We start from the raw sequence: 25,289 nt of genomic DNA, 5'->3' as shown, positions 1-25,289 counted from the left end.
AATGACAATGCTTGTACTTATCATTTGTATTTTACTGCTTATAGTGCTGATCACCTGGGCAAAAGTGAATGCTTTTCTTGCCTTTATTATTGTAGCACTGCTGGCGAGCAGCTTTTTCGGCATGCCGTTTACAACGGTTATCGCATCGATAAATAAAGGGCTGGGCGATACATTAGGGTCAGTAGCAATCATTATTGTATTAGGTGCCATGTTGGGTAAATTGGTTGCCGAAAGCGGTGCCGCGCAGCGGATAGCACATTTCATGCACGGTTTATTTGGAGCCAGATATGTAAGCTATGCCATGGCCCTTACAGGCTTTATTGTAGGGATCCCATTGTATTACAACGTTGGGTTCATACTGCTGGTCCCTATCATTTTTTCGGTTGCCTCCAGCTACCGTTTACCGCTGTTGTATGTGGGAATGCCTATGCTCACGGCGCTATCTGTAATGCACGGCTTTTTACCACCTCATCCTTCGCCAATGACACTCATCAGCGTTTTTCATGCCGATGTAGTAAAAACATTTGGCTATGGGCTGATCATTGCTATTCCTGCTATCATAATTGCGGGGCCGATATTCTCAGGTACCCTCAAAAAAATAGGGCCTAACGGTTTGCAATTTACCCGTAGTTCGGCCGCCTTGCCTGTTCATGAACTACCGGGTATTGTTAACAGCATACTATCATCTCTTTTACCTGTAGTATTGATTTGCCTGGCCCATTTGCTGCCTGTGCTTTTTAGGGATAAATCTTTGATAAAGAGTTTATCTGAATGGTTCGCCGAACCAATTATAGCCATACTGGTCACCGTAATTATAAGTACGTATACGCTTGGTTTGCGTAAAGGCAGGTCATTGGCAAAAATAATGGATGGGTATGTGTGTGCAGTAAAAGATATAGCCATGGTATTGCTCATCATTGGCAGCGCGGGTGCACTGAAGCAAGTATTTGTAGATAGCCACTTAAGCAATACCCTTGCCGGTATGCTGGTCAGCAGCACCATGCATCCCTTGTTGTTGGCGTGGCTGGCGACGGCTTGTCTACGAATTTGCCTCGGCTCGGCTACGGTGGCTGGCGTAACCGCCGCGGGCGTGTTGTTCCCGATAGCTCAACATGCGGGCGTAAATACCAATTTACTGGTGCTGGCTATCGGAGCGGGCAGCTTGTTTGGCTCGCACGTAAACGATACAGCTTTTTGGCTATGCAAAGAATATTTCGGGTTATCAGTAAAGGAAACACTCCGCTCATGGACGGTGATGGAAAGCATGGTAGCTGTAATAGGGCTTGTCGGCGTCTTATCGTTGGACTGTTTACTATAAATAGATTATACCGGTACATGTATATAAACCAATTTTAAACCAAAACCCTGCATAACATGAAGAAAAAGCGATACTAAAATGAAAAGCGGCTTTTAAAGTTACCGCCCCGAGAAGCTCTTTCGCAACTACCAATTTTGAGAAAGAAGTTAAAGTAAGATTTGCCAATTTGAATTAACCCTAAAATTATGGAAAAAGAAATCAAAGTATCAGGAATGATGCTGTCTATTGCAATAAGTGTTCTTTTTACACTTATGATTGCAGGGCATGTGCAGGCGGAAAGCGCCGTCGCAGCCCGAACCAACCCCGAAGTGGGGGTACAAATAGTTACCGGTAAAGTGACCGACGAAAAAGGCGGCCCGCTTATCGGCGTTAGCGTAAGCGAAAAAGGAACAAAAAATGGTGTTTTAACCGACGCGAACGGTAATTACAAACTCCAGGTATCTGCCGATAACGCTGTTTTACTATTCAGCTACGTGGGCTACAATCCAAAAACCGAGCCCCTTAATGGGCGCACTACGCTGAATGTTTCGCTTGAGCCCAAGTCAACCGCCATCAGCGAGATCATTGTAACGGCTTTAGGCATCAAGCGCGAGTCCAAAAAATTAGGCTATGCGGCAGAAAATGTGCGTGTAGCCGAAATAACAACTAACCGTTCAACAAACTTTGTTAATTCACTTGAAGGAAAAGTTGCCGGTTTAGACATCTCTCCACCGGCAAGCGGTCCTGGCGGCAGTACCAAGATCAGGCTGCGGGGGCAATCAGCGTTCCAGGGTGATAATGCGCCGTTAATCGTATTAAACGGCCTGCCTTTATCGCAAAGTCCCTCAAGTACCAACGGTTACACCCAGTCGGTCGATCTTGGTGATAATATGCAGCAGATCAACCCGGATGATATCGAATCGATGACCGTATTGAAAGGGGCTACAGCCGCTGCGCTTTACGGTTCAAGGGCAAGTAACGGCGCGTTGATCATTACTACCAAAAGCGGTAATAAAAACGGCGGGATAGGTATTGAGTTTACTTCCAACTTTACTCAAAACAAGGCACTGGATTTTACCGACTTTCAATATGAGTACGGGCAAGGTGAGAATAATGTGAGGCCAAAAACACAGGGGCAGGCGCAAAGTTCGGGCGCATGGAGCTTTGGGGAAAAATTTGATAATGCGCCTACCTACCAGTTTGATGGCGTTCAACGCCCTTACGCGCCCGAAAGAAACCGGATCAGCAAGTTTTTCAGGCTCGCCAACGCCTGGACCAATACCATCGCGTTTTCAGGCGGTAATGAAAAAGGCAGCTTTAGGTTTTCTTATTCAAACCAGGATGCGCAAGGCATCATACCTAACAATGACTATCATAAAAAGATCTTCAATCTGGGGCTCAACTATAATTTCACCCCCAAATTGTCTGCGCAGATCTATGTGAACTATGACCATGAGAACAACAAAAACCCTCCGGTTATTGGCATCCAGGGATCTTCGGTTACCAATTATATCTACCGTTACAGTAACTCGGTTAGTTTGGATGTGTTAAAAGCGGCCGCGGTTGATGCAAACGGCAATGAAACGCCCACATCACGTTTCACTACGCTTACCAACCCGTACTGGATCATGAACAAGCAATTTACCAGGCAAACTAAAGATCATCTTTTAGGTACCGCTACCCTGCGATACCAGTTTTTTGACTGGCTTTATTTACAGGGCCGTGTAAATATGGAATATAGTCCATCTTACTACGAACAAAATTCGCCAACAGGTACTTTAGCAAACGCGGCTGCACCCGTTGGCCTTTATAACGGTAGCTATAACTCCAATGATAATACCTATCGTGCGCTTAACGCCGACTTCTTATTAGGCGGCGGCCACAAATGGGGCCCTTTTTCTTTTGATGCCACGGTAGGAGGAAATACATTCCCATCCTCATCACAAGGATATACTGTTACCGCTACAAATTTCTACGTGAGGGATTTTTATACCCTTGGAAATGGCGTAACCAATACCTCTGCCTTCGCGGTTTCCAAATCAACAGTAAACTCGCTTTATGGCACCGCCGAGTTTGGCTATAAATCTTATTTGTTTTTAAATGTAACCGGCCGTAACGACTGGTTCTCGGTGCTAAGCCCTGAACATAACCATTATTTTTATCCGTCGGTAAGTGGCAGCTTTGTTTTTTCTGAGTTTTTAAAGAATCCGCCCTCATGGCTAACTTTCGGAAAAATCAGAGCGACCTACGCTAACGTGGGCAGTGCTAACGGTATTAATCCTTACAGCAATTCGCTCACGTTCACGCTTTCACAAAACGCGTTTAATGGTGTTCCGCTGGGAAGTATCAGCAATGTAACTACGCCAAATCAGGCGATTAAGCCGTACAGTGTAAAAGAAAAGGAAATCGGTCTTGAACTGCGTATGTTCAATAGCCGGGTAAACCTGGATATAGCCGCGTATGACAAGCATACTACTAACCAAATTTTAAGTGTTGCTATTTCTAACGCGTCGGGCTATACTGGCACCATTGTAAACCTTGGCGAGCTGCAAAACCGTGGTATGGAGTTTTTGCTGGAGTTAGTGCCCGTCAGAAAACCAAACTTTAGCTGGCGTTCGGCATTTAATACGGCCATAAATACCTCTAAAGTTTTGGCGCTGGCAAATGGTCAAAAACAACTGACATTAGGCGCGGGCGAATTTTTCGGCTCTATTGTTGACCAGGTAGGTCTGCCATTAAACCAGATCCAGGGCTCAACTTATCGCAAAGATGCCAATGGCAAGATCATCGTATCAGGCGGTAAACCAGTGGCAAGTACATCTCCTGCACTTTTTGGCAGCGCATTGCCTAAAGCTACAGGTGGTTGGGTAAATACATTTACTTACAAAAGGTTTACCCTGATGGCGCATATCGATTATAAAAAAGGTGGTAAAATATTGTCAAGTTCTAACCTGAATTTCCTGAGAGAAGGTTTGTCAAAAGAGTCGCTGGTGGGTAGGGAAGGAGGCGTAAAGTTTGACGCGGTGAATGCCGATGGCACACCTAACACAACAGCAGTAAATGCCGAGGACTTTTATGCCAACTATCGCTCACAGGGTATCCTTGATCCTTTCGTTTATAAATCGGACTTCATTAAGTTGAGAAATCTTTCAGTTAGCTATGATTTTTCGAAAATGATGAAAACCAAATTTATTAAAGGGCTTGTGCTTTCAGCGGTATGCCACAACGTGCTTATCATTAAAAAATACACACCTAATATCGATCCGGAGGCTATCTCATCAAGCGGTGATATTTTAACCGGTTACGAGCAAAGTTCGCTGCCTACCACGCGGACTTATGGGTTTAACCTAAACGTCAAATTTTAAAAGAGTACGATCATGAAAAAATATATAAAGATCATATTGTCCGCGGCCTGCCTGTTTTCTGCAGCAGGTTGCGATAAAGGGTTCAGAGAGTTGAACGTTAATCCAAATAACACTACCAGTCTCGATCCGGTGTTTTTGTTTTCTAACGCGGAAGTTTTAACGTATGCGGCATTAATGGAAACTGAACCAACGGTTGTTCAGCAGTTTATTGATCCTTTTGGTGGGGTTACCTCAGCGTTTAACTTCAACGTATTAAATCAAACCTATACAGTGATGCGGTGGAATAACGCTTATCCAAACACCATAAAATTGCTTGAGCATATCCTGCCGGATATCAAAGGCAATGCGTCCCGATCTAATTTGTACAACGAAACCAGGATATGGCGGGCTTATAATTATATGATGCTGGTTGACACTTACGGCGATGTGCCATACAGCCAGGCTGGCCAGGCTTATCTCAATTCTGCTTTCCTTCCTAAATACGACAAGCAACAGGATATTTATGCCGACTTGGTAAACGAACTGACAACAGCCACCGCGGCGTTAGACCCAGCGAAAGATCTTGTTAAAGGAGATGTGTTTTATGGAGGAGATATTACACAATGGAAGCGCCTTGGCTATTCATTGTTGCTTCGGATAGGCATGCGCTATTCTAAATTAGACCCGGGCAAGGCAAAAACTATTGTTCAGGCAGCTGTGACAGGAGGCGTAATGCAATCCAATGCCGACAACTGTTACCTGAAATACAATAATACCTATCCTAACCTGGTTACCCAGCAAATTCAACAGCTAACCAATACTTATTATTTGGCCGAGCCTTTTATAACGCAATTAAAATCCACGGGTGATCCAAGGCTGAAGTACATCTCGGCTATGTACGCCGACCCCGGAAAAGCATTGTCCCTCGCGCCCGATACTGCATCAGCCAACCAGTTTGGTTTGCCGATAGGTTATGACAGCGGTACGTTGCCATCAGCGCCCGGATTTCGCGGTGTGAGCGGATCAGGGTTCAAATATTCGCAGGTAAATTACAGCGTATTTGGTAAAATAACCGCTCCGCAGTTCTTTGTAACCTATGCCCAAACGCAGTTGTTACTGGCCGAGGCGGCTTTTAAGGGATATATAGCAGGTACGGCAAGTACTTATTATAATAACGGTGTAAAGGCGGCCATGGATCAATTTACTACCTACGATGCTACTGCTGTCATCAGCAGCGATGCACAAAACGCCTATTTAAATAACCCGGCAATTGCATATTCTGATGCCAATGCCCTGAAACTGATCAATACACAATACTGGATAACTTCGTTTGGAAACGGTGCAGAAACATGGGCTAATTTCAGGAGGAGCGGGTACCCTGCATTAGCGCCAAACACATATCCCGGCAGGCAAATCAAAGGCAACTTTGTACGCAGGTACACCTACCCGCAAACAGAAGCGGCTATTAATGCCGATAACTACAGAGCGGCGGTGGCCAGCATAGGCGCGGATGACTTGGATACACCTGTGTTTTGGGATAAATAAATTAGCCCAGATTAATTACACTTCACTACCCCGGTGGCATTTGGCGCCGGGGTATCATTAAGGGGGCTACAAAACCTTGTGGGTAGCTGAAGTAACTGTTCACTCACGAGTGTTCAACTTTTAAAAGTGTGAACAGTTGATATTTTTTCAAAATAAATTACCATTGATAATCAATTACTTAAGGTTTAATTAAAATCTGATAAATCTCAATTTGAACAGATTGTTGTTGATAATCAATTAGTTGTGAAATTGTATTTTAATTGGTTGAACACCCGTTTTTTAAAAATTGAACACTGACAAGATATTGTCACTAATTCCTCGCTGATGCAATTGCGTCTGCGTAACTACGGGTTCCCAAATCCGTAGTTCGATTTTTTAACTAAGCGTTTAATGTCTTTGATCCATATCTTCCGGCCGTCGGTTTCCAGTACGCCTTCCTCTTTAAATTCTTTTAACAAGCGGATCACATTTTCTTGCGCTATCCCTGCCATGCCGGCCAGGTCCATTCTTGAGATATTGAGAATAACATCTTTTTCACCTGATCCGTCCCCTTTAAACTTTTCTCTCAAAATGATCAGCGAAATAGCGAGGCGTTCAGATGCTGTTCTCTGAGAGATCACGGAAATACTATTGGCCAATACACTAAATTCATGGCTCAATGATTTTAATAAGCGCCGCATGAAAAGCGGTGATCTGTCCAGAATGGTTAAAAAGTCCTCTTTAGGGATAAAACTGATCAGGCAGTCTTCCAATGCAGCTGCAGAATCTGGGCAACGCTCTTCCGCCAAAATCGCGTGATACCCTATTAATTCGCCTTTATTAGCTACATATATGATCTGCTCCCGGCCATTCCGGTCAACTTTATATTTTTTTATTTTTCCCTGGTGAATAAAATAGATACCGGAAGGTACAATGCCTTCTTTGAAGATGATTTCCCCTTTTTGATATTTCTGCGCGCCTTGCCGGGAGATTAAAAAGTTATAATCTTCTTCGGAAAGTGTATTAAGAACAGATTGTGTTGTGAATTCCCACTTATCAATTGGAAAAATTCCGGATAAACTCATATTACAAATATATAAATTTAATGAAGCCAATGTTATTGACTGGTATGCCCTGTATGACCGGAGAAACCCGCAGGGCGTATATTAAGCGCGGGCTTGCCGTCTAAAACTGATAAATATCAGTTTGTTTGCTGATGTCATACCATATCAGGCCTTTATTATAAGCATAGCTTTGTATTAATGGTAAGAACATCAAAATCATGGGCGATGCTCCATGCAAAATGCCCGCGCTGTCGCAGGGGTAATATGTTCGAAGGAGCAACATACCGTTTGGGTTCCAACAAGATCAACTTGAATTGCCCGCATTGTCAGATGATCTTCGAGATCGAGCCCGGCTATTTTTATGCGGCGATGTATATCAGCTACGCTATGAATGTAGCAGAGGGAGGCATCTTGTGGGCCGCCACTTTCCTGATAACCCAAAATAACGATTCGCCATGGTTATATCTCAGTACCATTCTCGGTGGTTTGTTCTTGCTTGCACCGTTGAATTTCAGGTATTCCCGCGTAATATTGCTTTACTGGTTATCTCCCAAGGTACATTATCACCCCGAACTTGATATTGAAATGCCGGTGGACGGGAATAAATTTAAATGGTTTCAATAATGAACAAGATGATGAATTTGTTCAGGCCCAAGCTGATTGACACCCTTAAAGGTTACACCCCCGCGCAATTTTATAAAGATGTTGTTGCCGGAGTAATTGTAGGTGTTGTTGCTTTGCCCCTGGCCATAGCTTTTGCCATTGCTTCGGGCGTATCCCCCGAAAAAGGAATTTTTACGGCTATCATTGCGGGGGCAATTATATCCGCATTGGGAGGCAGCAAGGTACAGATAGGAGGGCCCACAGGCGCGTTTATCGTTGTTGTTTACGGGATCGTTCAGCAGTTCGGTGTGAGCGGATTGGTTATTGCCACATTTATTGCCGGGATCATTTTGATTATTATGGGGGTAGCTAAATTGGGTAATACTATCAAATACATTCCCTATCCGTTGGTCATTGGTTTTACCACCGGGATCGCGGTCATCATTTTTTCTTCAGAAGTTAAAGACTTTTTGGGGTTGAAAATGGGAAATGTCCCTGCTGATTTTATCAGTAAATGGATCGGCTATAGCCGGCACCTGTCTTCACTGAACCTTTATGCCTTGCTCATCGGGGTTTTTACCTTACTGGTTGTTTTGCTATGGCCCAGGGTAACCCGGAAAGTTCCCGGTTCGCTGATCGCAATTGTCATAAGCACACTGCTTGTCCGGTATTTCCATCTTCCGGTAGAAACTATTGGCAGCCGTTTTGGAGTGATCTCTGCTGCTTTACCGCACCCGGTCATGCCAGATGTAAGCCTGGAAACCATCAGGCAGTTGATCAGGCCTGCTTTTACCATCGCTTTGTTGTGCAGTATTGAGTCTTTACTATCAGCGGTTGTGGCAGATGGCATGACCGGCGGAAATCACCGGTCTAATACAGAGCTCATTGCACAGGGAGTGGCCAATATCTGTTCATCTGTTTTAGGGGGAATTCCGGCCACCGGCGCAATAGCAAGAACGGCTACCAATATTAAAAATGGCGGAAGTACACCCGTAGCGGGGATCATACATGCCATTACTTTACTTCTTATTATGCTTTTTATAGGCAAATGGGCAGCACTGATCCCCATGGCAACACTTGCAGGTATATTGGTGGTGGTGGCCTGGAATATGAGCGAACTGGGGAATTTTATAGACGTATTTAAAGGCTCAAAAAGTGATGCTTCCGTTTTGTTGATCACCTTCGGCCTCACCATATTGGTAGACCTGACCGTAGCTATTGAAATTGGGATAATTGTTGCCGCTTTCCTTTTTATGCGCAAAATGATGCAGTCCAGTTCTGTACAGCAAACCATTTTGTCTCCGGATCAATTATCTGATGATGAATTTAATCAATCAGTTATCCCCAAAGGGGTTGACGTTTTTGAGATCAATGGGCCTTTGTTCTTTGGTGCGGCCTATAAATTTAAAGATACGATGAAAGTGCTGGAAAAACCCGCCCGGGTATTGATTATCCGGATGGGTAATGTACCCGTCATTGATGCAACCGGTATCAGGGTATTAAGGGATGTTCATCAGGAAATAAAAAAGAAAGGAACTAAACTTATCCTGTCGGAGGCAAACAGCGAACAGGTAACAGGAGCGTTAAAAAAGACGCGTTTATTATTTCAAATCGGGAAAGGCAATGTCCGGGACACATTTGAAAAAGCATTAAAACGGGCAGATGAAGTTTTATCAGACACCGACCTCTCAAAAAAAACTATGCAGGTTAATAAAGGCTTTGATCTGTTATAATCCTGGTATTAAATAGGGTAACGCAAGATCACCGCTCTGCTTATGGCCAGCACCAATCCCTGATCAAGAGGGCGATCTTTATCCGGATCTTTTTCGATCCATAGTTTATTTAAACCTAGAATAAAGGTGTAACTTTTAGCATCTAAAAGAATCTCGAGGGTATGGTTCTTTTTACTCGGGGCAGCAATGATATAATAAATAAAATCATGCTGCTGATAAGTAACACGTAAAGGAAATCCGATCATATATCAAAAAGAATGATTTGTCAGGCTGTTATTGATAAAATAAACCAGGTCAAAGGTTGACCAGGTTTATTTTCCCAAAACAGTTCTTAAACTATTGTTGATTGTTTTTCTTTTCTGTTATTTCTTTACGGATATCTGTTGCCATAACTTTTAATTGCTGCATAGCATTTCTAACCCTGGTTCCTGCAGCTTTGTTGCCTTTTTCGTAAAAGCTGAACATGTCTTTCTCTATGGCATCTATCAAATCTTTTGCCGCTTTAAATTTTTCCATTGTGTTTTGTGTTAAATAAATAATGTGTTTGATTTTGTTTTTTAGCCAGTAAGGTTAAATATTTGGCTTAATACCGTCAAAATGGTATCAACGCAGAGGATTAGTTACCTCCGATCTGTGCCAGGTATTGCTCTACTGTCAACAGCGACTCGCGGTCGTCTGCTAAGCTTACCAGCACTTTGATCATCCAGCATCCATAAGGGTCCTGGTTCACCAGCTCGGGGTTAGTTTCAAGCAAAGGATTAACCGCTATTACTTTACCATTTACCGGCATAAAAAGATCTGATACTGTTTTTACCGCTTCAACTGTGCCAAATATGGCCTCTTTAGCAATGATCTTGTTCAGGCATGGGATATCAACATAAACGATATCACCCAATTCCTTTTGTGCAAAATCGGTGATACCAATCAATGCATGGTCCTGCTCGAAGCTGATCCATTCATGGTCTTTGGTATAAAATAAATGTTCGGGGTAATTCATGATTTTTATTTTTTATCGTTCAATTATTATTTAATAAATATTGCCGCGTTCATCAGGCCTGATCTGAATGTTTTCTATAGCAAGGCTGAACCAACTCTTTTACTGCTTGATCCACATTTTCAGCACCCGGCTATAGGAATTGTTCACTAATCGATAACTAACCGGAATCTGTTTTTCCGGGGCATGGAAGGTAACCAACCGGGTGCCGGCCGGTCTTTTGTTCAGCATTTCGTAAATGAACAAAGTATAGTAGTTGTACAGATCAAACGAGGTATTGACGCTATAATCGATCCGGATGCTTGGTTCTATATTTTCATAAAAGGGATTGAAGAAATAAAAATGATCAAACAGGTCATAATCCAGGTTAGTGAGGTTACCATGCATAAACTGCACATTGGGTACACCTATCTGCGCTTTGGCTGATTCTGCATAATTGAACAACTCTTCCCGTTGCTCAATGCCATAAAAGGTAGCCTCCGGATGATAAACGCCCGACGCGATACAAAATTTACCGACACCGCTGCCAATATCCAGGATTCTGGCCCCCGGGGCTGCGAGGAAATTGCTGGCTTCGAGCGAAATGTCCAGGCCAGTCCAGTGCATTTGTGATAGCTCCCGGATGTGTATCGGATACAAAGTATCGAAAGCTGCGTCTTTGCGGAAATAAGAAATGCTTATTGTATCACTATACATAAAAAAGGGAACTGCATGTTATTCACGTGTTTAAGTTAAATCGTAATTAATCTTTGACCCACAACTGAAGTAAGGAATCATAAGCGAGATCTTTCATGCTGTAATCTATCGGAATAATTTCTCCGAAACTCTGATAGGTCACTACTCTGGTACCCGACGGTTTATCATTCAACATCGATTTTAAATACCGTGAATAATAGGCGTAGAGGCCGTAAGACGTCTCTATATGGTCATCAATAGCGTTCTCCTGGTCTAAATTTTCAAAGAAAGAATTATAGAAATAGAAATGATCAAATTGATGAAAGTTAACCTGGGTGATATTGGCATGTATGAAACTGACATTATTAAGATCCAGGTATTTTTGTGTGGTTTGGGCGTAATGCACCAGTTCATGCCGCTGTTCAACCCCGAAATAAAAAGAATCAGGATAAAAATGCGCCGCGGTTAAGCAGAATTTTCCTATGCCGCTACCAACATCCAGTACTTTGGCGCCTTTTACTGCTAAATATTCGGCGGCCTTTTTGGCGATGGCAATAGGCGTCCATTGTTTTTGTGATAACGACTGCAAATGCTCCGGGTAAAGCCAGTCAAATTCCGCATCATTGCGAAAAAAACAATCATTGGGATTTTTTTTCTTAAAAAGTGTCGTCGCGCGCTGCTGTTCTTCGGACCGGTCGGGAAATGCTGAAAATGGGTATTGTGTTGGCACATGCAAATATATCCGCCATTACAGGCCGCTTTACCTGCAAGAAATCAATGATAAAGATGATATTTATCAGTTTTAGGTAGCAAGGTTTGGATAATTGAGGCAGGAATGATCCGACCGTAAACAAGCGCCTTCGCGACATTGTTGGCGAAAGCATCTTGTTCAGTAAAGCATATGCCTGCCACCGGCAGCGGGGGAGCTATCACATCTGCAGGTATGCCGAAAGCCGCCGCCATGATTTCATGGGCATACAATTCGAAGCGCGAATCATAGCGCCTACCGTCAGGATGGCTGCATTCCGCATGCGCTTACCAAGTGTTTTAACGCCAACCCAGCCCGGGAGCCACATGCTCCAGGATCGAAGACAGCACATGCACATTGTAATCAACACCTAAGGTGTTAGGTATTGTCAAAAGCACCGTATCCGCTTCCTGGATGGCTTCATCTTTAGATAGTTCGGCGATCAGCCGGTCTGGTTCAGCGGCATAACTTCTGCCGAAGACCGCCCGCTTATCCGCTTCGATATAACCGAAACTGTCTGCTCCTTTCCCTTGCTGGCCAAAATAAAGCCTGTCCTGGTCGTTTACCAATGCAAAAATAGAACGGCTTACTGACACCCTTGGCTCGCGATCATGACCGGCCTTCTTCCACGCCTCTTTATACACCCTGATTTGCTCGGCCTGCTGTACATGGAAAGGCTTGCCGCTTTCATCGAACTTTAATGTGGAACTTTGCAGATGCATTCCCTGTTCGGCTGCCCAAACAGCCGTGGCGTTCGAAGCAGCGCCCCACCAAATGCGTTCCCGCAGTCCTTTTGAGTAGGGCTCTAAACGTAACAAGCCCGGCGGATTTGGAAACATGGGGTATGGGTTTGGCTCGGCGAAACCAATACCTTTTAACTTATCCAAAAATACCAATGCTTTTTTACGCCCCATATCCGCATCGTTTTCGTCCTCGGCAGGCTCATATCCAAAATAACGCCAGCCCTCGATCACCTGTTCCGGAGAACCGCGGCTGATGCCCAGTTGTAACCGTCCGCCCGAGATCAGATCGGCGGCCCCGGCGTCTTCAACCATATAAAGCGGGTTCTCATACCGCATATCTATCACACCTGTGCCGATCTCAATCCGATTTGTTTTTGTACCGATAGCCGATAGCAAAGGAAAGGGAGATGCCAGTTGAGATGCGAAATGATGGACGCGGAAATAAGCGCCGTCAAGGCCGATTTCTTCGGCAGCAACCGCCAGGTCAATAGATTGCAGCAAGGTATCGGCCGCGGTACGCGTCTTATATGCAGGGTGGTCGGACCAGTGTCCGAACGATAAAAAGCCAATTTTCTTCATATTAACAACAAATCTAAGGAATGAATCGTTGGTTAGGTATCAGGGAAAAGTCAAGGTTTTAGTTCATGAACCGCGGGTTTTTATCCGCACTCATTTTGGATTGAGCGTATTTTGCGGTTTATTTGTTCCAAAAAACAGCATGGAAATCATACAGGTACCGGAAGTTACACGTCACCATTCCCACATTTCGGCTGGTGAGATCACTTTCGTGGATTATCATGATAGGGGCAGCGCTTTCCGTACGCGCGTTTTTTTTAGCCGGTGCGCGGTCAGCTTTGTACAAAATGGTCAAAAACAGATTTATCGTGCCGCTGAAAATACTGTTCTTACCCCGGGTTATGGCATGTTGATACCTGAGGGCAATTCAATTATTGCCGAGCACAGCAATAACGCCGAGCCCTATGGTAGTGTAATTGTCTTTTTTCCGCGCAGCATCGGGCAGGAATTCACGGTAAGCCGCCCCGGCAAGGGGGGAGCCAGCGCCGGCGATGCGCCGTATATTTATTTCAAGACCAACACTTATATCAATGAGTATGTGCGCAACATCAAATCCCTGATCGCCGGCAGGCAAAGCCTTTCTTATGAAATGGCCTTACTCAAACTTACCGAATTGCTCACCGCTTTGCATGAGTTGGCGCCCGAACTTTTGACCGGCATGTTCGGCAACCCTGCAGATATATCCCTTAAAACTGTTGTTGAAAATAACCTGTTAAGCAGCCTTACACTCGATGAACTTGCCTTTCTGAGTAACCGGAGCGTGTCGTCATTTAAGCGTGACTTCGAAAGAGATTACGGGGTAGCTCCTCAAAAATACATCCGGGAGCGGAAACTGGAAATGGCTTGTACCGAACTGCTAAAAGGCAAGTCGGCCAGCGAGCTATACCTGGACTACGGTTATCAGCACGTGTCCAATTTCAACACGGCTTTCAAAAGGAAATATGGCGTAACTCCGGCGAATTACCGTAAAACGCCATAATTTGAGCTTTTCTCATTATATTCTGAACTTTCAGCAACAATTGCCTTATGCAATACGCAGGCATATTTGAGGCATGAAAAAGTTTATCCTCTTTTGCGCTTTTGCAATCAGTTATTACTGCTCATCTGCACAGACATTCACCCTTAAAAGTGCAGACCTTGGCGGTCAGTTTACCAATGAATTTGTGGCCGGCAACTTTGGCTGCAACGGACAAAATCATTCGCCGCAGCTCGGGTGGTCAAACGCGCCTGCAGGTACAAAAAGCTTCGCGATTACCATGTATGACGCTGATGCCCCCACAGGGAGCGGGTTCTGGCATTGGGTGATTGTCAATATCCCCCCGGTTGTTACAGAACTGAAACGTGGAGCAGGTGACCCAAAAGTCAGCGCGGCGCCGGCCGGTAGTTTGCAAAGCATTAATGACACGGGCGCCGCCGGGTACCAGGGGCCCTGCCCTGGTGAAGGAGAAGCACCGCATCGTTACATCATCACGGTTTACGCGTTGAATACAGATAAATTGGGTATTGCAACTGGCACGCCGGCTGCTTTATCAGGATACCTGCTCAACAAAGCGGCCCTGGCTAAAGCTTCCCTCGTGGTTTATTGCAGGCGATAACCTGGAAACAAAGCAGATATGAAAACGATTTATATTGCCGGAGCGGGTGTCATTGGCCGCACGCTCGCGGTTATATTAAAGCATGCCGGTAAGAATGTGCTGTTGATCCGTGGAACTGTTGATGGCTTGCCGGGCTCGTCCGAAAGGATTAGGATTAACTTGCCAGACGGATCAGAAGTAAGTGAAAACATTGATGTAAAAACTTTCAGTCAAATAAAAACGATTGATGGTATCGTTATCATCACCGCAAAATCATTTGCCAATAGCGCGTTAGCAGCGAAGTTAGCTTTGAAGGGAGTCCGTTATCCTGTTGTGCTTTTGCAGAATGGCCTGAATGTGGAGCAGCCATTTATTATGCTTGGTTTTACGCAGTTATATCGTTGCGTGTTGTTTGTGACGGGCCAGTTTACCGCCGATAACGTGGTACGGTTCAAACCGGTAGCAACCTGCCCGGTAGGGGTGGTCAATGGAAATGAGGAAAGTCTTGCAGCAGTCGTATCAGAAATAAACAGTCCTGCATTTTCCTTTAAACCAGAATCAGACATCCAGGCAGTGATCTGGAAAAAAGTGATCGTCAACTGCGTGTTCAACTCTGTGTGCCCTTTGCTGAACATTGATAACGGTATTTTTCACCGTAATAATGAAGCGCTGGCAATCGGAAAACGAATAATTAAAGAGTGTATCCAGGTAGCTGACGTTTGTGGCGTCTCCCTTCCGGAGGAAGAGGTAACCGAGACATTGCTTGCCATCAGCCGCTCATCCGAGGGACAATTGATATCTACCCTGCAGGACATCAATGAACATCGTCCTACGGAAATCGCCACCCTCAACCTGGAGATCGCACGGATAGCCAAAGAGCTGGGCCTGGAAGATATGGTAAAAGAAACGCGCCTTTTAGGGGAACTGACAGCGATCAAATCAAGCTTAAGCCTGATTCAATAATTAGCCGGCCTTATGCCTATGTACCAATGCTACAAACCGGAAGCAACTGATCCGGACAGTGTGTTATTTTGCGCGGTTCAAGTGAGGAACAAAATCTGCGGAGTTTTTGATAGTTGTCGTTTTTCATTTTCCTGCGGTATGTAAAGCAGCCAGTACGGTTGATCGACCGGGTTTGCTCCAAAAGTGTTCGGAAGAAATAAAAAAAAGCGAGGATTGTGCGATTCCCTCCCCTGCGAGGGTGTAGAGAGGGGGTTTCATTCACAGACTTATTCGCCTGAAATGACGTATATACCCCTCCCTGCCACCACGAAATCCAGCCGCACCCCTCCCAGGGGTAGGAATTAAAAATCTTCCGAACACTTCTGGGGTTTGCTCCGACAGACAGTTGGGGACGGTTACGGATACGCATTATATATCTTAGCAGGCTGTTTGAAAAAATCGAATTATGATAACTTAGCGGTTACAATCGTTATAAACCAGCCAAACGGAATATTTGTTCATCCGCGCGCAAAGCTACCGATACCTGTTCCCGGAAAATAAAATAAAAGCACTATCTTTTATGAGATTTAAAACTCTTTTGATCTTCACTTCAGCTGCAATGGCGGCGGTCGTTACCACACCTTTGTTCGCTCAAAAAACAAAGCCAGGCAATACGCCCAAAATCGTTAACATTGTCAATTTTATCCGCGACATCGAACCACGTGATGCGAGCATTACCAAAGATGTCCTGTACCAGACCGTGGTAAACCAGATTGCGCTGATGAAGCAATATCACCTGGGCGGAACTTTTTTATTACAGTACGATGCGCTGATTGACAAGCGCTACCAGGATTTGCTGAAAACGCTTCCGAAAGATGAGTTTGAGATTGGGGGATGGTGGGAACTGCCGCAACCGCTGATTGAAAAAGCCGGGATCAAATGGCGGGGAAAATATGCCTGGGACTGGCATTCAGACATCGGTTTTTCTGTGGGTTACACGCCTGCCGAACGCGAAAAGATCATCGACGTTTATTTTGCTGATTTTAAAAGCATATTCGGGTATTATCCCAAATCCATTGCTTCATGGGTCATCGATGCGCATTCGCTGAATTATATGTATGATAAATATAAGATTGTTGCCTCTGCCAACTGTAAAGACCAGGTAGGAACCGACGGCTTTACCCTTTGGGGCGGTTACTGGAACCAAGCCTATTACCCGAGCCGTTTAAACGCTTATATGCCTGCCCAGCATGCGGATAAGCAGTTGCCGGTGCCCGTATTCAGGATGCTGGGCAGCGACCCTATACGGCAATACGCCGATGGCAGCTCGGTAACCACGCTTGAGCCTGTTTACCCCCATGCGGGCGGAAATGAACAGTGGATCAACTGGTTTTTACATACTTTTGCCAACGACTCCTCGCTCGGCTACAATTATACGCAGGCTGGGCAGGAAAATTCATTCACCTGGGATGCCATGAAAAAAGGGCTGGAATGGCAGATGCCGGTAATTGCCCGTCTCCGCAAACAGGGCAAGGTTCGCGTAGAAACCATGGCACAGTCGGGCGAATGGTTTAAACGTACCTACAAGGTAACCCCGGCTACTACTTTTACGGTAAGCAGGGATCTGGCAAACAGCGATAAAAAAACCGTTTGGTATAACAGCAGGTTTTACAGGACTAACCTGCTTTGGGAAAATGGAACGTTGCGGATAACAGATATCCACCTGTTTAACGAAACCGTGCCGGATAAATACCTGAATAACGTTACTACCGTTAATCAAAGTTTCTTTTACACGCTCCCGGTGGCAGATGGTTTTCAATGGGGAAAACGCGGCAAACCCGAGGGCTTTCGCCTGATGATGAACGACGGGGGCGGGGAGGTGCCGGTTCAGGGAGGAGATCCTGTTTTCACAAATCTGAATACGACGACGGCCCATGCTTCATGGCCTGTTGGTAAAGGTTCTTTCGAAATCAATATGAGCGAGAAATCCCTGACCATCACGGCGACGAACCATCCGGCCGGCGACTGGTTCCTGGACTTATGCATTGCGGAAGGCGCTAAAACCCCGTTTAAACAATTGACAGGCAACAGCGCCCTGTATGAATTTGATGGCCATACCTACCGGCTTGCTATGCAGCAGGGCACTCTGGAAAAAAGCGCCAATGGCAGTTTATACCGCATCAGGCCACAAGACCAGCGTGTTGTATTATTACTGGCAGATCAATAAAAGCTCTGCCGGTATACAGGCGGCATTTTGCTATTATAGTCAAATAGTAGGAATGCAAACAAAAATTGGTGAAGAGGGGCAACCAAAATCTTTTTTACAGGTCAATCAACAATTTAATAAAAGTAAAAATTGCATAAAGGGCTTAATAAAATGCCTGATTCGTACATAAGAAAGTCGATTATGTTAATGAAAAATTAAAATACTATTTTAGATTTGACTGCCAGTGCGTTCTTAGCACCGAGAACCAATTTTAAATTTAGTTTAAGCATGAACAATTGGAAAACATTAACCGATGAGGAGTTGGTTGAGCGGTTAAATTTTTCTGACCATGCAGCATTTACAGAAATTTTTCACCGTTATCACGGGGCTTTATATTCATTTGCACTAAAACGGTGCCGCGAAGCAGAAATAGCAGAAGAACTGGTGCAGGACCTGTTTGTGAATTTATGGATTAAACGCGGGCAATTGTATATAAAGGCAACCCTGAGTGGATACCTGTATGTTGCGTTACGAAATTTGGTGTTGAATCATATTCAAAAGCAAATGCTTCGTGATAGGGCCACTGAAATTTTGCGTTTAGCGGCGCCTGTTCCGCAAACCGCCCCTGAGGAAATGCTGATAGTTAAAGAAATTGGGCAGGAGGTTGACCGGAATCTTCATTTACTCCCCGAAAAATGCAGAACTGTTTACGAACTCAGCCGGAAACAATACAAATCTAATAAGCAGATTGCCGCCGAGCTGGGTATTACCGAAAAAACGGTAGAAAATCATATGAACCGGGCACTCAGATTTTTGCGATTATCCCTCCACCAGTTGTTTACAATTGCTATTATATACTCCTTGCTCTATCTTAAAACTTTTTTTAAATAAAAATAAAATTCTTTTGGGTGCTACATAGGTTTTAACTGTCTTGGTTATTAAAAGGACAATTTTAAAACCATGCAACCTATTACACCGGAACTTATTGAGAAATACCTTGCAGGGAAATGTAATACTGACGAAGAGGCCACAGTACTCACGTGGTTTAATGCGCCGGAAAATGAACCGGATGCGTATGATCAGCTTTCGCCGGAGGCTAAACAGGCCTTACAGGACCGGTTGATATTGGGAATACGCGAGAAAATACGCTTGTCCGAACCTCCCGTAAAGAAGTTTAATTATTATTGGGCCGGTGCAATAGCAGCCAGCATTTTGATTTTTATTACAATTGGCCTTTTATGGTACAAACAACCGGCGGCAAATAAATCAACGGTTAGTAATGATAATGTCAGGATTGTAAATACAGGGCAAAAGATAAAAAAAGTAACGCTGCCCGATGGTAGTACGGCCTGGCTTAGCCCAGGGACTATGGTTGCATATGACCGTACATTTAATCGTGAATTCCGGACTGTTTCGCTTACCGGCGAGTCGTTTTTTGACGTGAAAAAAGATCACGCCCATCCATTTATTGTCCGGACAGCGCACATGTCAACTAAAGTTTGGGGAACCAGTTTTAGTGTAAAGGATAATGAACATGCGCTTCGCGCCGAAGTAGCAGTAGTTACCGGAAAAGTATCTGTCGCGATAGCTGATCGAAATAAAGACGTTGCAGATGTTATGCTCCATCCTCAGCAAAAGGCAGTTTGGCAGGTAACAGCAAAAAAGACTGATAAACTTGAAGTTAGCCTTGTAGAGAAGCACTCGGTATTGAAAATTTGGGGAAAAACCAGCCTTTCATTTAATGATGTGTCCCTTAGAGAAGCAGTTCGTGTACTTCAACAGCAATTTGATGTGATAATTATGTTGCCCGACGGGGATCACGATCTTGCAGAAGCCAAGTTACAGGCTGACTTTAGCAATCAAAGCCTGCCCGAAATAATGGAAGTACTTGAAAAACTCCTCAACGTTAGCTATGTAACCGATGGGAAGAAGTTTGTGTTACAGAGAGCCATAACAACCAATTAACCAATTATTATTAACCCTAAAGTTAAATTATGAAGAAAGATTAACCTCAGCAAACGCCACTTATGTAAAATGAAGAAAGCGTGTCGTTACCACGCTTTCTTCGGGCCCCGGCCGTGTCATTACACACCTTTCGTAGAGGTGCGGGGGCTTTTTTGTCTCATTTTTTTACCAAATAAAACACACTAATGTATGAATATTAATTTACTAATATCGATCAACTGGTATAAAATTATGAAGTTATCCTGTTGCCAGATTTTGTTGGCCATCATATTTGCAGGTGTATCGGTAGCCGGCACCACGCGTGCGCAGGGAGTCCTGGACCGCAAGGTTGATATCGCCGCTGTTGATATGGATATGAAGTCTTTTCTTAATATGCTTTCAAAAAAAGCGGGAGTTAAGTTTGTCTATTTAAAAGAAACTTTAAGTAATCAACAAAAGGTTACGACTGCGGGAGGGCAGAAAGATTTAAAAGCAATATTGGAGCAGGTTTTTCTTGCTAATGGTATTGGTTTTGAACTCGTTAACAATCAAATTATCCTGACAAAACTCCGAACACCTGCCGACACCGGCTCACGAAATAGTGAAGATAAAAATGATGGACCGGAGATAATACAGGTAAAAGTTACCGGGCAGGTTACCGATGATAAGGGAGTAGTATTGCCGGGAGTTACCATTAAGGTAAAAGGAACCACTGTAGCAGCGGCAACCGATGGACAGGGTAATTATACGATAAATGCGCCCGATTATAACGCGACGTTAATTGTCAGTTATTTAGGCTACGTAACCCGTGAAGTAGCGATAAATGGCCAAAAAGTTGTCAATATTCAATTGCAGGAAGATAACAAGGCCCTTAACGAAGTAGTTGTTGTTGGTTACAGTACGCAGAGCAGGCATAAATTGACCAGTGCAGTAGTTACCGTTTCTGGCGATGAACTTAATAAAAGGGTCGCTACTTCACCCTCAACTTTACTGCAGGGTAAGTTGCCGGGTTTACAGGTTGTTCAGGGTTCCGGAGAGCCTGGAAATGAAAATGTTCAATTAACCATAAGGGGCGTCGGTACATTCAGCGGGGCAGGGTCCAATCCATTAATTATTGTTGATGGCCTTCCGGGAAGCCTTGATGTATTGAACGCCAATGATATCGAATCGATATCTGTATTAAAGGATGCTTCTTCGGCGGCCATTTACGGCTCCCGGGGTGCTAACGGTGTTATTGTAGTAAAAACTAAAAGAGGTAAGGCCGGTAGCCTGGCTATCCAGTATACATACAATCTGGGGGTCTCCAAGGCTACCAAACTCCCTGATATAATCACCAATTCGGCAACGTACATGCAGTTGTCAAATGAGGCGCGCACAAACTCTTCGCTTGCACCTTTGTATACGCAGGACCAGATAGATCTGTACCAAAACGCTACCGATAGGGTAAAATACCCAAATCATAAATGGTTGAATGATATTTTTCGAACAGCTTATACCCAAAACCATTATCTGAACATGAGTGGGGGTAAAGATAGTACAACGTATAGCGTAGGCGTAGGGATTACAAACCAGCCTGGCGTGATGCGGGGATTTGACTATTCGAAATATACGTTTTCGCTGGGCTTAAACTCAAAGCTAAATAAACGGATCACTTTTGGTTCGGATATCCAGATGCGGTACGGCAGAAAACTGACCCCTGAAAATGGCGCAAGTGATCAGTTTCTTTCGGCATTGGCCCAATCACCATTATATCCTGCCCAAAGTTCAGATGGCAGATGGATAAAAAAAGCATACTCCAACGAGCAGGGTAATAAAAATCCCGCGGCTATTGTAGGCGAGGATATCAGAACACGGGGTAATGATTATTATTTACAGGGTAACCTATCCCTGGATATCGATCTTTTTAAAGGTTTGCGTTGGGAAAATAAAGGAGGGTTTAATTATGGCTACTATAAATTCAATGATTTCAGGCCGGTAATTCCTACATATTATTATAGTGATATGTCTCCTGCGGGCAACCTTGATGATGGGTCGCCGGGTTTAAATGTGGGCAATTCAGACAATATTTATACGGTATATTATAGCCAGCTGACTTATAAAAAGAGCCTTGGGCTTCACAATTTTTCGGCATTTGCCGGTTATCAGCGGGAAAAAAATAATGCCAGTAACATCAACGCGTCCCGCACCCAGTATGTAACAAACTACCTGCGGGAACTGAATGCCGGGCCTTCTGACGGGCAAACCAATAACGGCACATCATCCGCATGGGCGATCAGCTCATTTTATGGCAGTGCCAATTATGATTATGCAGATAAATATTTACTGGGCGCTAACATCAGATACGATGGAACCTCCCGTTTGCCTTCAAACTCAAGGTATGGTACTTTCTATTCATTCTCCGGTGGCTGGCGAATTTCCAAAGAGAATTTCCTGAAGGATGTTTTGTGGTTAAATGACCTTAAAGTCCGGGGCTCGTGGGGACAATTGGGTAACCAGAATATCGGAACTTATCCTTATCAATCAACTCTGTCGGGTGCCAATTATGCCTTTGGAGGCTCTGTTTCTTCAGGTTTCGTCGCCAATACGCTGGTTGATCCGAGCCTGACCTGGGAAACCACGCGGGTTGGAGATATTGGCCTTGATATGACCATTTTAAATAACAAACTTGTTTTGTCGGCAGATTATTTCAATAAATATACTTTTGATATTTTGAGAAGCTCGCAGGTGCCATTCTATATTGGTTTGAACGCGCCTACAATCAATGACGGGGCGCTTCGTAATAAAGGTTTCGAGTTTGCCCTGCAATATAACGACAGGATTGGAAGAGATTTCTCTTATACCGTAGGCGTAAATCTTCAAACCTACAAAAACAAGCTTGAAAGGTACGGATCAAAGGATATCAGCGACCACACCATCAGGCAAGAGGGACATGAACTGGATGCTTACTACATGTATGTGTGGGACGGGATATTCCAAAGTCAGCAGGAGATAGACAATTCGCCTAAACAGCCGGTTACACCTACTCCCGGCGACCTGAAGATCAAAGATGTTAACGGCGACGGTAAAATAGATGCCAATGACAGAACTTATGTGAGCGGCAGATTCCCTTCATATCAATATTCGGCCAATATCGGCGCTGCTTATAAGGGGTTTGATTTTAGCGCTCAGCTATATGGCTCCCAGGGCCAAAAGGCTTATGTTAATGGCTGGGGAATTGAGCCTTTCAGGCAAGGTTCTGTGCCAACTACACATTGGCTAAATCGTTGGACTCCAACCAACCATACCAACACAATGCCCAAGATTTATGTGGCAGATGGTTATGCTGCCGTTCAAAATTATCCTTCTACTTATTTCTTAAAGGATGCCTCGTTCGTTCGTCTTAAAAGCTTACAGCTGGGCTATAATTTCGCCTTACCTGTGCTAAAAAAGGTGTCGATAAAATCGCTGAGGGTTTTTGTAGCGGCTGACAACGTATTTACTATAAGTAAGTATCCAGGCCTTGATCCTGAACGGGTAGGGGACGGAACCTACGTTACTTATCCGCAAAACAGAACGATAACTTTTGGAGCTTCCATTAAACTTTAAAATTATTAAAGAAAACGATTATGAAACTTTATAATAAGTATATATACATACTGATGACGGTGGTAGTCATACTGGTATCTTGTAAGAAAAGTTCCCTTGACCTTAACCCACCAGATAAACTTTCAACTCAAAATTTTTGGAAGTCAGAAAGTGATGCCGACCTGGCATTAACAGGTTGTTACAATTTCTTATATGCACAGGGAGGGAGTTATTCCACATCGCAATATGAGGTGGTTGCATGGGATAATTTTAGTGACAATTCTTACGGGCAATATAACTATGGTGGCGGTACCAGTGCACTGTCATCTGGTTTATCTCCCGGCGTTTTTGATACTTATAATCTTTATCAATCGTCCTATTATGTTAATAATTATACTGCTATAGCCTCTATTAACTATTTTTTGGCAAACGTAGATAAAGTACTTACCGGCGATAAGCTTAAACAATACAAGGCTGAAGCCTATTTTTTGCGTGCCTTTAATTATTACTGGCTTGCTATATTATACGGAAATGTGATCATTACCACGGCCGATCCTTTTACGCTGGATTATAAAAAACACATGGCCAAATCTACCAGGGCCGATGTTTTGAAACAAGTAGAGGCAGACCTTGACCTGGCGATAGCCGGCTTACCGGATGTTGCCTATGGTAACGGACATGCTGTTAAAGCTACAGCCCAGGGTTACAAGGTAAGGGCATTGTTATTTGAGAAAAAATACGCCGATGCGGCCACGCTCGCCAATACCATTATCGCAGGCGGGAAATTTTCTTTAAACCCGTCTTATCCTTCAAATTTTTATAAACCTGCGCAGAACAGCAGCCCTGAAATCATGTTTTCGGTTAAATACCAACTGCCAAATCTCTCGCACCAGGATAATGGTATAAGTGTGCCCTTACAACGCTGGAAAGGAGAATTAGCAACCCAGGATTTGGTTAACGAGTACGAAGCTGCTGATGGCAAGGACACAACCTCATCTGCCGTTTATGTAAAGGGAAAACCGTTTGACAATCGCGATCCCCGGATGCGGATGACCCTGTTTTTTCCAGGTGATACCAAAGCGCAGGGGTGGCCATTTACAGGATCATATGCCGTGGCCCAGCCCGGAAAAGATTCATGGATAGTAGGTTACTATGCTGTAAAAAAATGGCTTGATCCAACACTTGTAGACCCTGACTATGGAGTAAAGGGTGATAATGACTTTGTTTTATTGCGTTATGCAGATGTATTACTGATGTATGCTGAAGCACAAAACGAGGCAGTAGGCCCGGATGCAAGCGCTTACAACGCAATTAACCTGGTTAGGAAAAGGGTTAATATGCCCGACCTGGCTGCCGGCCTATCACAGGCCCAGTTTAGAGAGAAAGTGCGTCATGAAAGAAGGGTTGAATTTGCCCTGGAGGGGATCCGTTATTTTGATTTGAGGAGATGGGGAATTGCTACGCAGAAGTTGAACGGCTTTGTGCAAAATCCTTTATTCCCCACTGTGAAAACCAAGTATGCCGATAACTATGATTTTTGGCCGATTCCGCAACCCGAAATTGACAGGAATTCGCCCGAACTGGTGCAAAATCCCGGTTATTAAATAATAAATAATTGTTAGACAGCGAGGCCGTATCAATTTATTTTGATACGGCCTCTTAATATAAACCTGTTTTTGCCAATAGATCACCATGATTATAATAGCTGTAACTGTGAAATAATTTCAGGATGGCCCAATTCGTTGATTGAGAAAATGA

Annotated in this window: 21 protein-coding genes; 13 read left to right on the top strand and 8 right to left on the bottom strand. The window is 44.2% G+C overall.

Annotated features, from left to right (window positions below):
• The first annotated feature begins 1 nt into the window (after position 1).
• The 3 genes from BLP33_RS07600 (at position 2) to BLP33_RS07590 (ending at position 6,186) form a co-directional block, all read left to right on the top strand.
• The gene (locus BLP33_RS07600; protein ID WP_090526101.1) at positions 2–1,318 is read left to right on the top strand and encodes a gluconate:H+ symporter; all 1,317 of its coding nucleotides are present in this window, start codon (positions 2–4) and stop codon (positions 1,316–1,318) included.
• A 185-nt stretch (positions 1,319–1,503) separates the two neighbouring features.
• On the top strand, positions 1,504–4,662 hold the full coding sequence (locus BLP33_RS07595; protein ID WP_090526100.1) for a SusC/RagA family TonB-linked outer membrane protein: 3,159 nt from the start codon (positions 1,504–1,506) through the stop codon (positions 4,660–4,662).
• Between the two features lie 12 nt (positions 4,663–4,674).
• A complete protein-coding gene (locus tag BLP33_RS07590; RefSeq protein WP_090526099.1) occupies positions 4,675–6,186 on the top strand; it encodes a SusD/RagB family nutrient-binding outer membrane lipoprotein in 1,512 nt (503 codons plus the stop codon).
• 344 nt (positions 6,187–6,530) lie between these two features.
• On the opposite strand, the gene BLP33_RS07585 is transcribed toward BLP33_RS07590, so the two are convergent.
• The gene (locus BLP33_RS07585) at positions 6,531–7,250 is read right to left on the bottom strand and encodes a Crp/Fnr family transcriptional regulator (protein WP_090526098.1); all 720 of its coding nucleotides are present in this window, start codon (positions 7,248–7,250) and stop codon (positions 6,531–6,533) included.
• Positions 7,251–7,559: 309 nt separating this feature from the next.
• Between BLP33_RS07585 and BLP33_RS07580 the strand changes: the two genes are divergently transcribed.
• Both BLP33_RS07580 and BLP33_RS07575 read left to right on the top strand, forming a co-directional pair.
• A complete protein-coding gene (locus BLP33_RS07580) occupies positions 7,560–7,853 on the top strand; it encodes a hypothetical protein (RefSeq protein ID WP_317197331.1) in 294 nt (97 codons plus the stop codon).
• On the top strand, positions 7,853–9,565 hold the full coding sequence (locus tag BLP33_RS07575; protein ID WP_254780077.1) for a SulP family inorganic anion transporter: 1,713 nt from the start codon (positions 7,853–7,855) through the stop codon (positions 9,563–9,565). Before BLP33_RS07580 ends, BLP33_RS07575 begins: the two co-directional genes overlap by 1 nt.
• An 8-nt stretch (positions 9,566–9,573) precedes the next feature.
• Here the strand turns inward: BLP33_RS07575 and BLP33_RS07570 are convergent, their stop codons facing one another.
• The 7 genes from BLP33_RS07570 to BLP33_RS07540 all read right to left on the bottom strand — a co-directional run bounded on the left by BLP33_RS07570 (position 9,574) and on the right by BLP33_RS07540 (position 13,304).
• A complete protein-coding gene (locus BLP33_RS07570; RefSeq protein WP_090526096.1) occupies positions 9,574–9,810 on the bottom strand; it encodes a hypothetical protein in 237 nt (78 codons plus the stop codon).
• A 91-nt stretch (positions 9,811–9,901) separates the two neighbouring features.
• Complete coding sequence (locus BLP33_RS07565; RefSeq protein ID WP_090526095.1) at positions 9,902–10,081, bottom strand: histone H1; 180 nt, start codon at positions 10,079–10,081, stop codon at positions 9,902–9,904.
• Positions 10,082–10,181: 100 nt separating this feature from the next.
• Positions 10,182–10,562 (bottom strand): glycine cleavage system protein GcvH, encoded by a 381-nt coding sequence (gcvH, locus tag BLP33_RS07560; protein WP_090526094.1) that lies wholly within the window; start codon positions 10,560–10,562, stop codon positions 10,182–10,184.
• Between the two features lie 99 nt (positions 10,563–10,661).
• Positions 10,662–11,165: a class I SAM-dependent methyltransferase gene (locus tag BLP33_RS07555; RefSeq protein WP_217633116.1), complete on the bottom strand. Its 504-nt coding sequence runs from the start codon at positions 11,163–11,165 to the stop codon at positions 10,662–10,664.
• 136 nt (positions 11,166–11,301) lie between these two features.
• Positions 11,302–11,964 carry a class I SAM-dependent methyltransferase gene (locus tag BLP33_RS07550; RefSeq protein WP_175489963.1) on the bottom strand — a complete coding sequence of 221 codons (663 nt, stop codon included), beginning with the start codon at positions 11,962–11,964 and terminating at the stop codon, positions 11,302–11,304.
• A 44-nt stretch (positions 11,965–12,008) separates the two neighbouring features.
• The gene (locus BLP33_RS07545; protein WP_090526091.1) at positions 12,009–12,197 is read right to left on the bottom strand and encodes a hypothetical protein; all 189 of its coding nucleotides are present in this window, start codon (positions 12,195–12,197) and stop codon (positions 12,009–12,011) included.
• A gap of 84 nt (positions 12,198–12,281) precedes the next feature.
• Positions 12,282–13,304 (bottom strand): LLM class flavin-dependent oxidoreductase, encoded by a 1,023-nt coding sequence (locus BLP33_RS07540; RefSeq protein ID WP_090526090.1) that lies wholly within the window; start codon positions 13,302–13,304, stop codon positions 12,282–12,284.
• A 139-nt stretch (positions 13,305–13,443) separates the two neighbouring features.
• On the opposite strand from BLP33_RS07540, the gene BLP33_RS07535 reads away from it, so the two are divergent.
• From BLP33_RS07535 to BLP33_RS07495, 8 genes are all read left to right on the top strand, one after another.
• Complete coding sequence (locus BLP33_RS07535) at positions 13,444–14,280, top strand: helix-turn-helix domain-containing protein (RefSeq protein WP_090526089.1); 837 nt, start codon at positions 13,444–13,446, stop codon at positions 14,278–14,280.
• Between the two features lie 73 nt (positions 14,281–14,353).
• Positions 14,354–14,896, top strand: a complete 543-nt coding sequence (locus BLP33_RS07530; protein WP_090526088.1) for a YbhB/YbcL family Raf kinase inhibitor-like protein — start codon at positions 14,354–14,356, stop codon at positions 14,894–14,896.
• An 18-nt stretch (positions 14,897–14,914) separates the two neighbouring features.
• Positions 14,915–15,838: a ketopantoate reductase family protein gene (locus BLP33_RS07525; RefSeq protein WP_090526087.1), complete on the top strand. Its 924-nt coding sequence runs from the start codon at positions 14,915–14,917 to the stop codon at positions 15,836–15,838.
• A 559-nt stretch (positions 15,839–16,397) separates the two neighbouring features.
• Complete coding sequence (locus BLP33_RS07520; RefSeq protein WP_139159951.1) at positions 16,398–18,044, top strand: hypothetical protein; 1,647 nt, start codon at positions 16,398–16,400, stop codon at positions 18,042–18,044.
• 267 nt (positions 18,045–18,311) lie between these two features.
• The gene (locus BLP33_RS07510; protein WP_090526084.1) at positions 18,312–18,914 is read left to right on the top strand and encodes an RNA polymerase sigma-70 factor; all 603 of its coding nucleotides are present in this window, start codon (positions 18,312–18,314) and stop codon (positions 18,912–18,914) included.
• Positions 18,915–18,983: 69 nt separating this feature from the next.
• Positions 18,984–19,988 (top strand): FecR family protein, encoded by a 1,005-nt coding sequence (locus BLP33_RS07505; RefSeq protein ID WP_090526083.1) that lies wholly within the window; start codon positions 18,984–18,986, stop codon positions 19,986–19,988.
• Positions 19,989–20,219: 231 nt separating this feature from the next.
• On the top strand, positions 20,220–23,552 hold the full coding sequence (locus tag BLP33_RS07500; RefSeq protein ID WP_175489962.1) for a TonB-dependent receptor: 3,333 nt from the start codon (positions 20,220–20,222) through the stop codon (positions 23,550–23,552).
• Between the two features lie 20 nt (positions 23,553–23,572).
• Complete coding sequence (locus BLP33_RS07495) at positions 23,573–25,135, top strand: RagB/SusD family nutrient uptake outer membrane protein (RefSeq protein ID WP_090526081.1); 1,563 nt, start codon at positions 23,573–23,575, stop codon at positions 25,133–25,135.
• The last annotated feature ends 154 nt before the right edge of the window (positions 25,136–25,289 follow it).

It is taken from the genome of Mucilaginibacter sp. NFR10, from assembly GCF_900100445.1.
In the GTDB taxonomy this organism is placed as follows: Bacteria; Bacteroidota; Bacteroidia; order Sphingobacteriales; family Sphingobacteriaceae; genus Mucilaginibacter; species Mucilaginibacter rubeus.
Note: the sequence above shows the minus strand (reverse complement) of the source record. Positions and strands in the feature narration are given on the sequence as shown.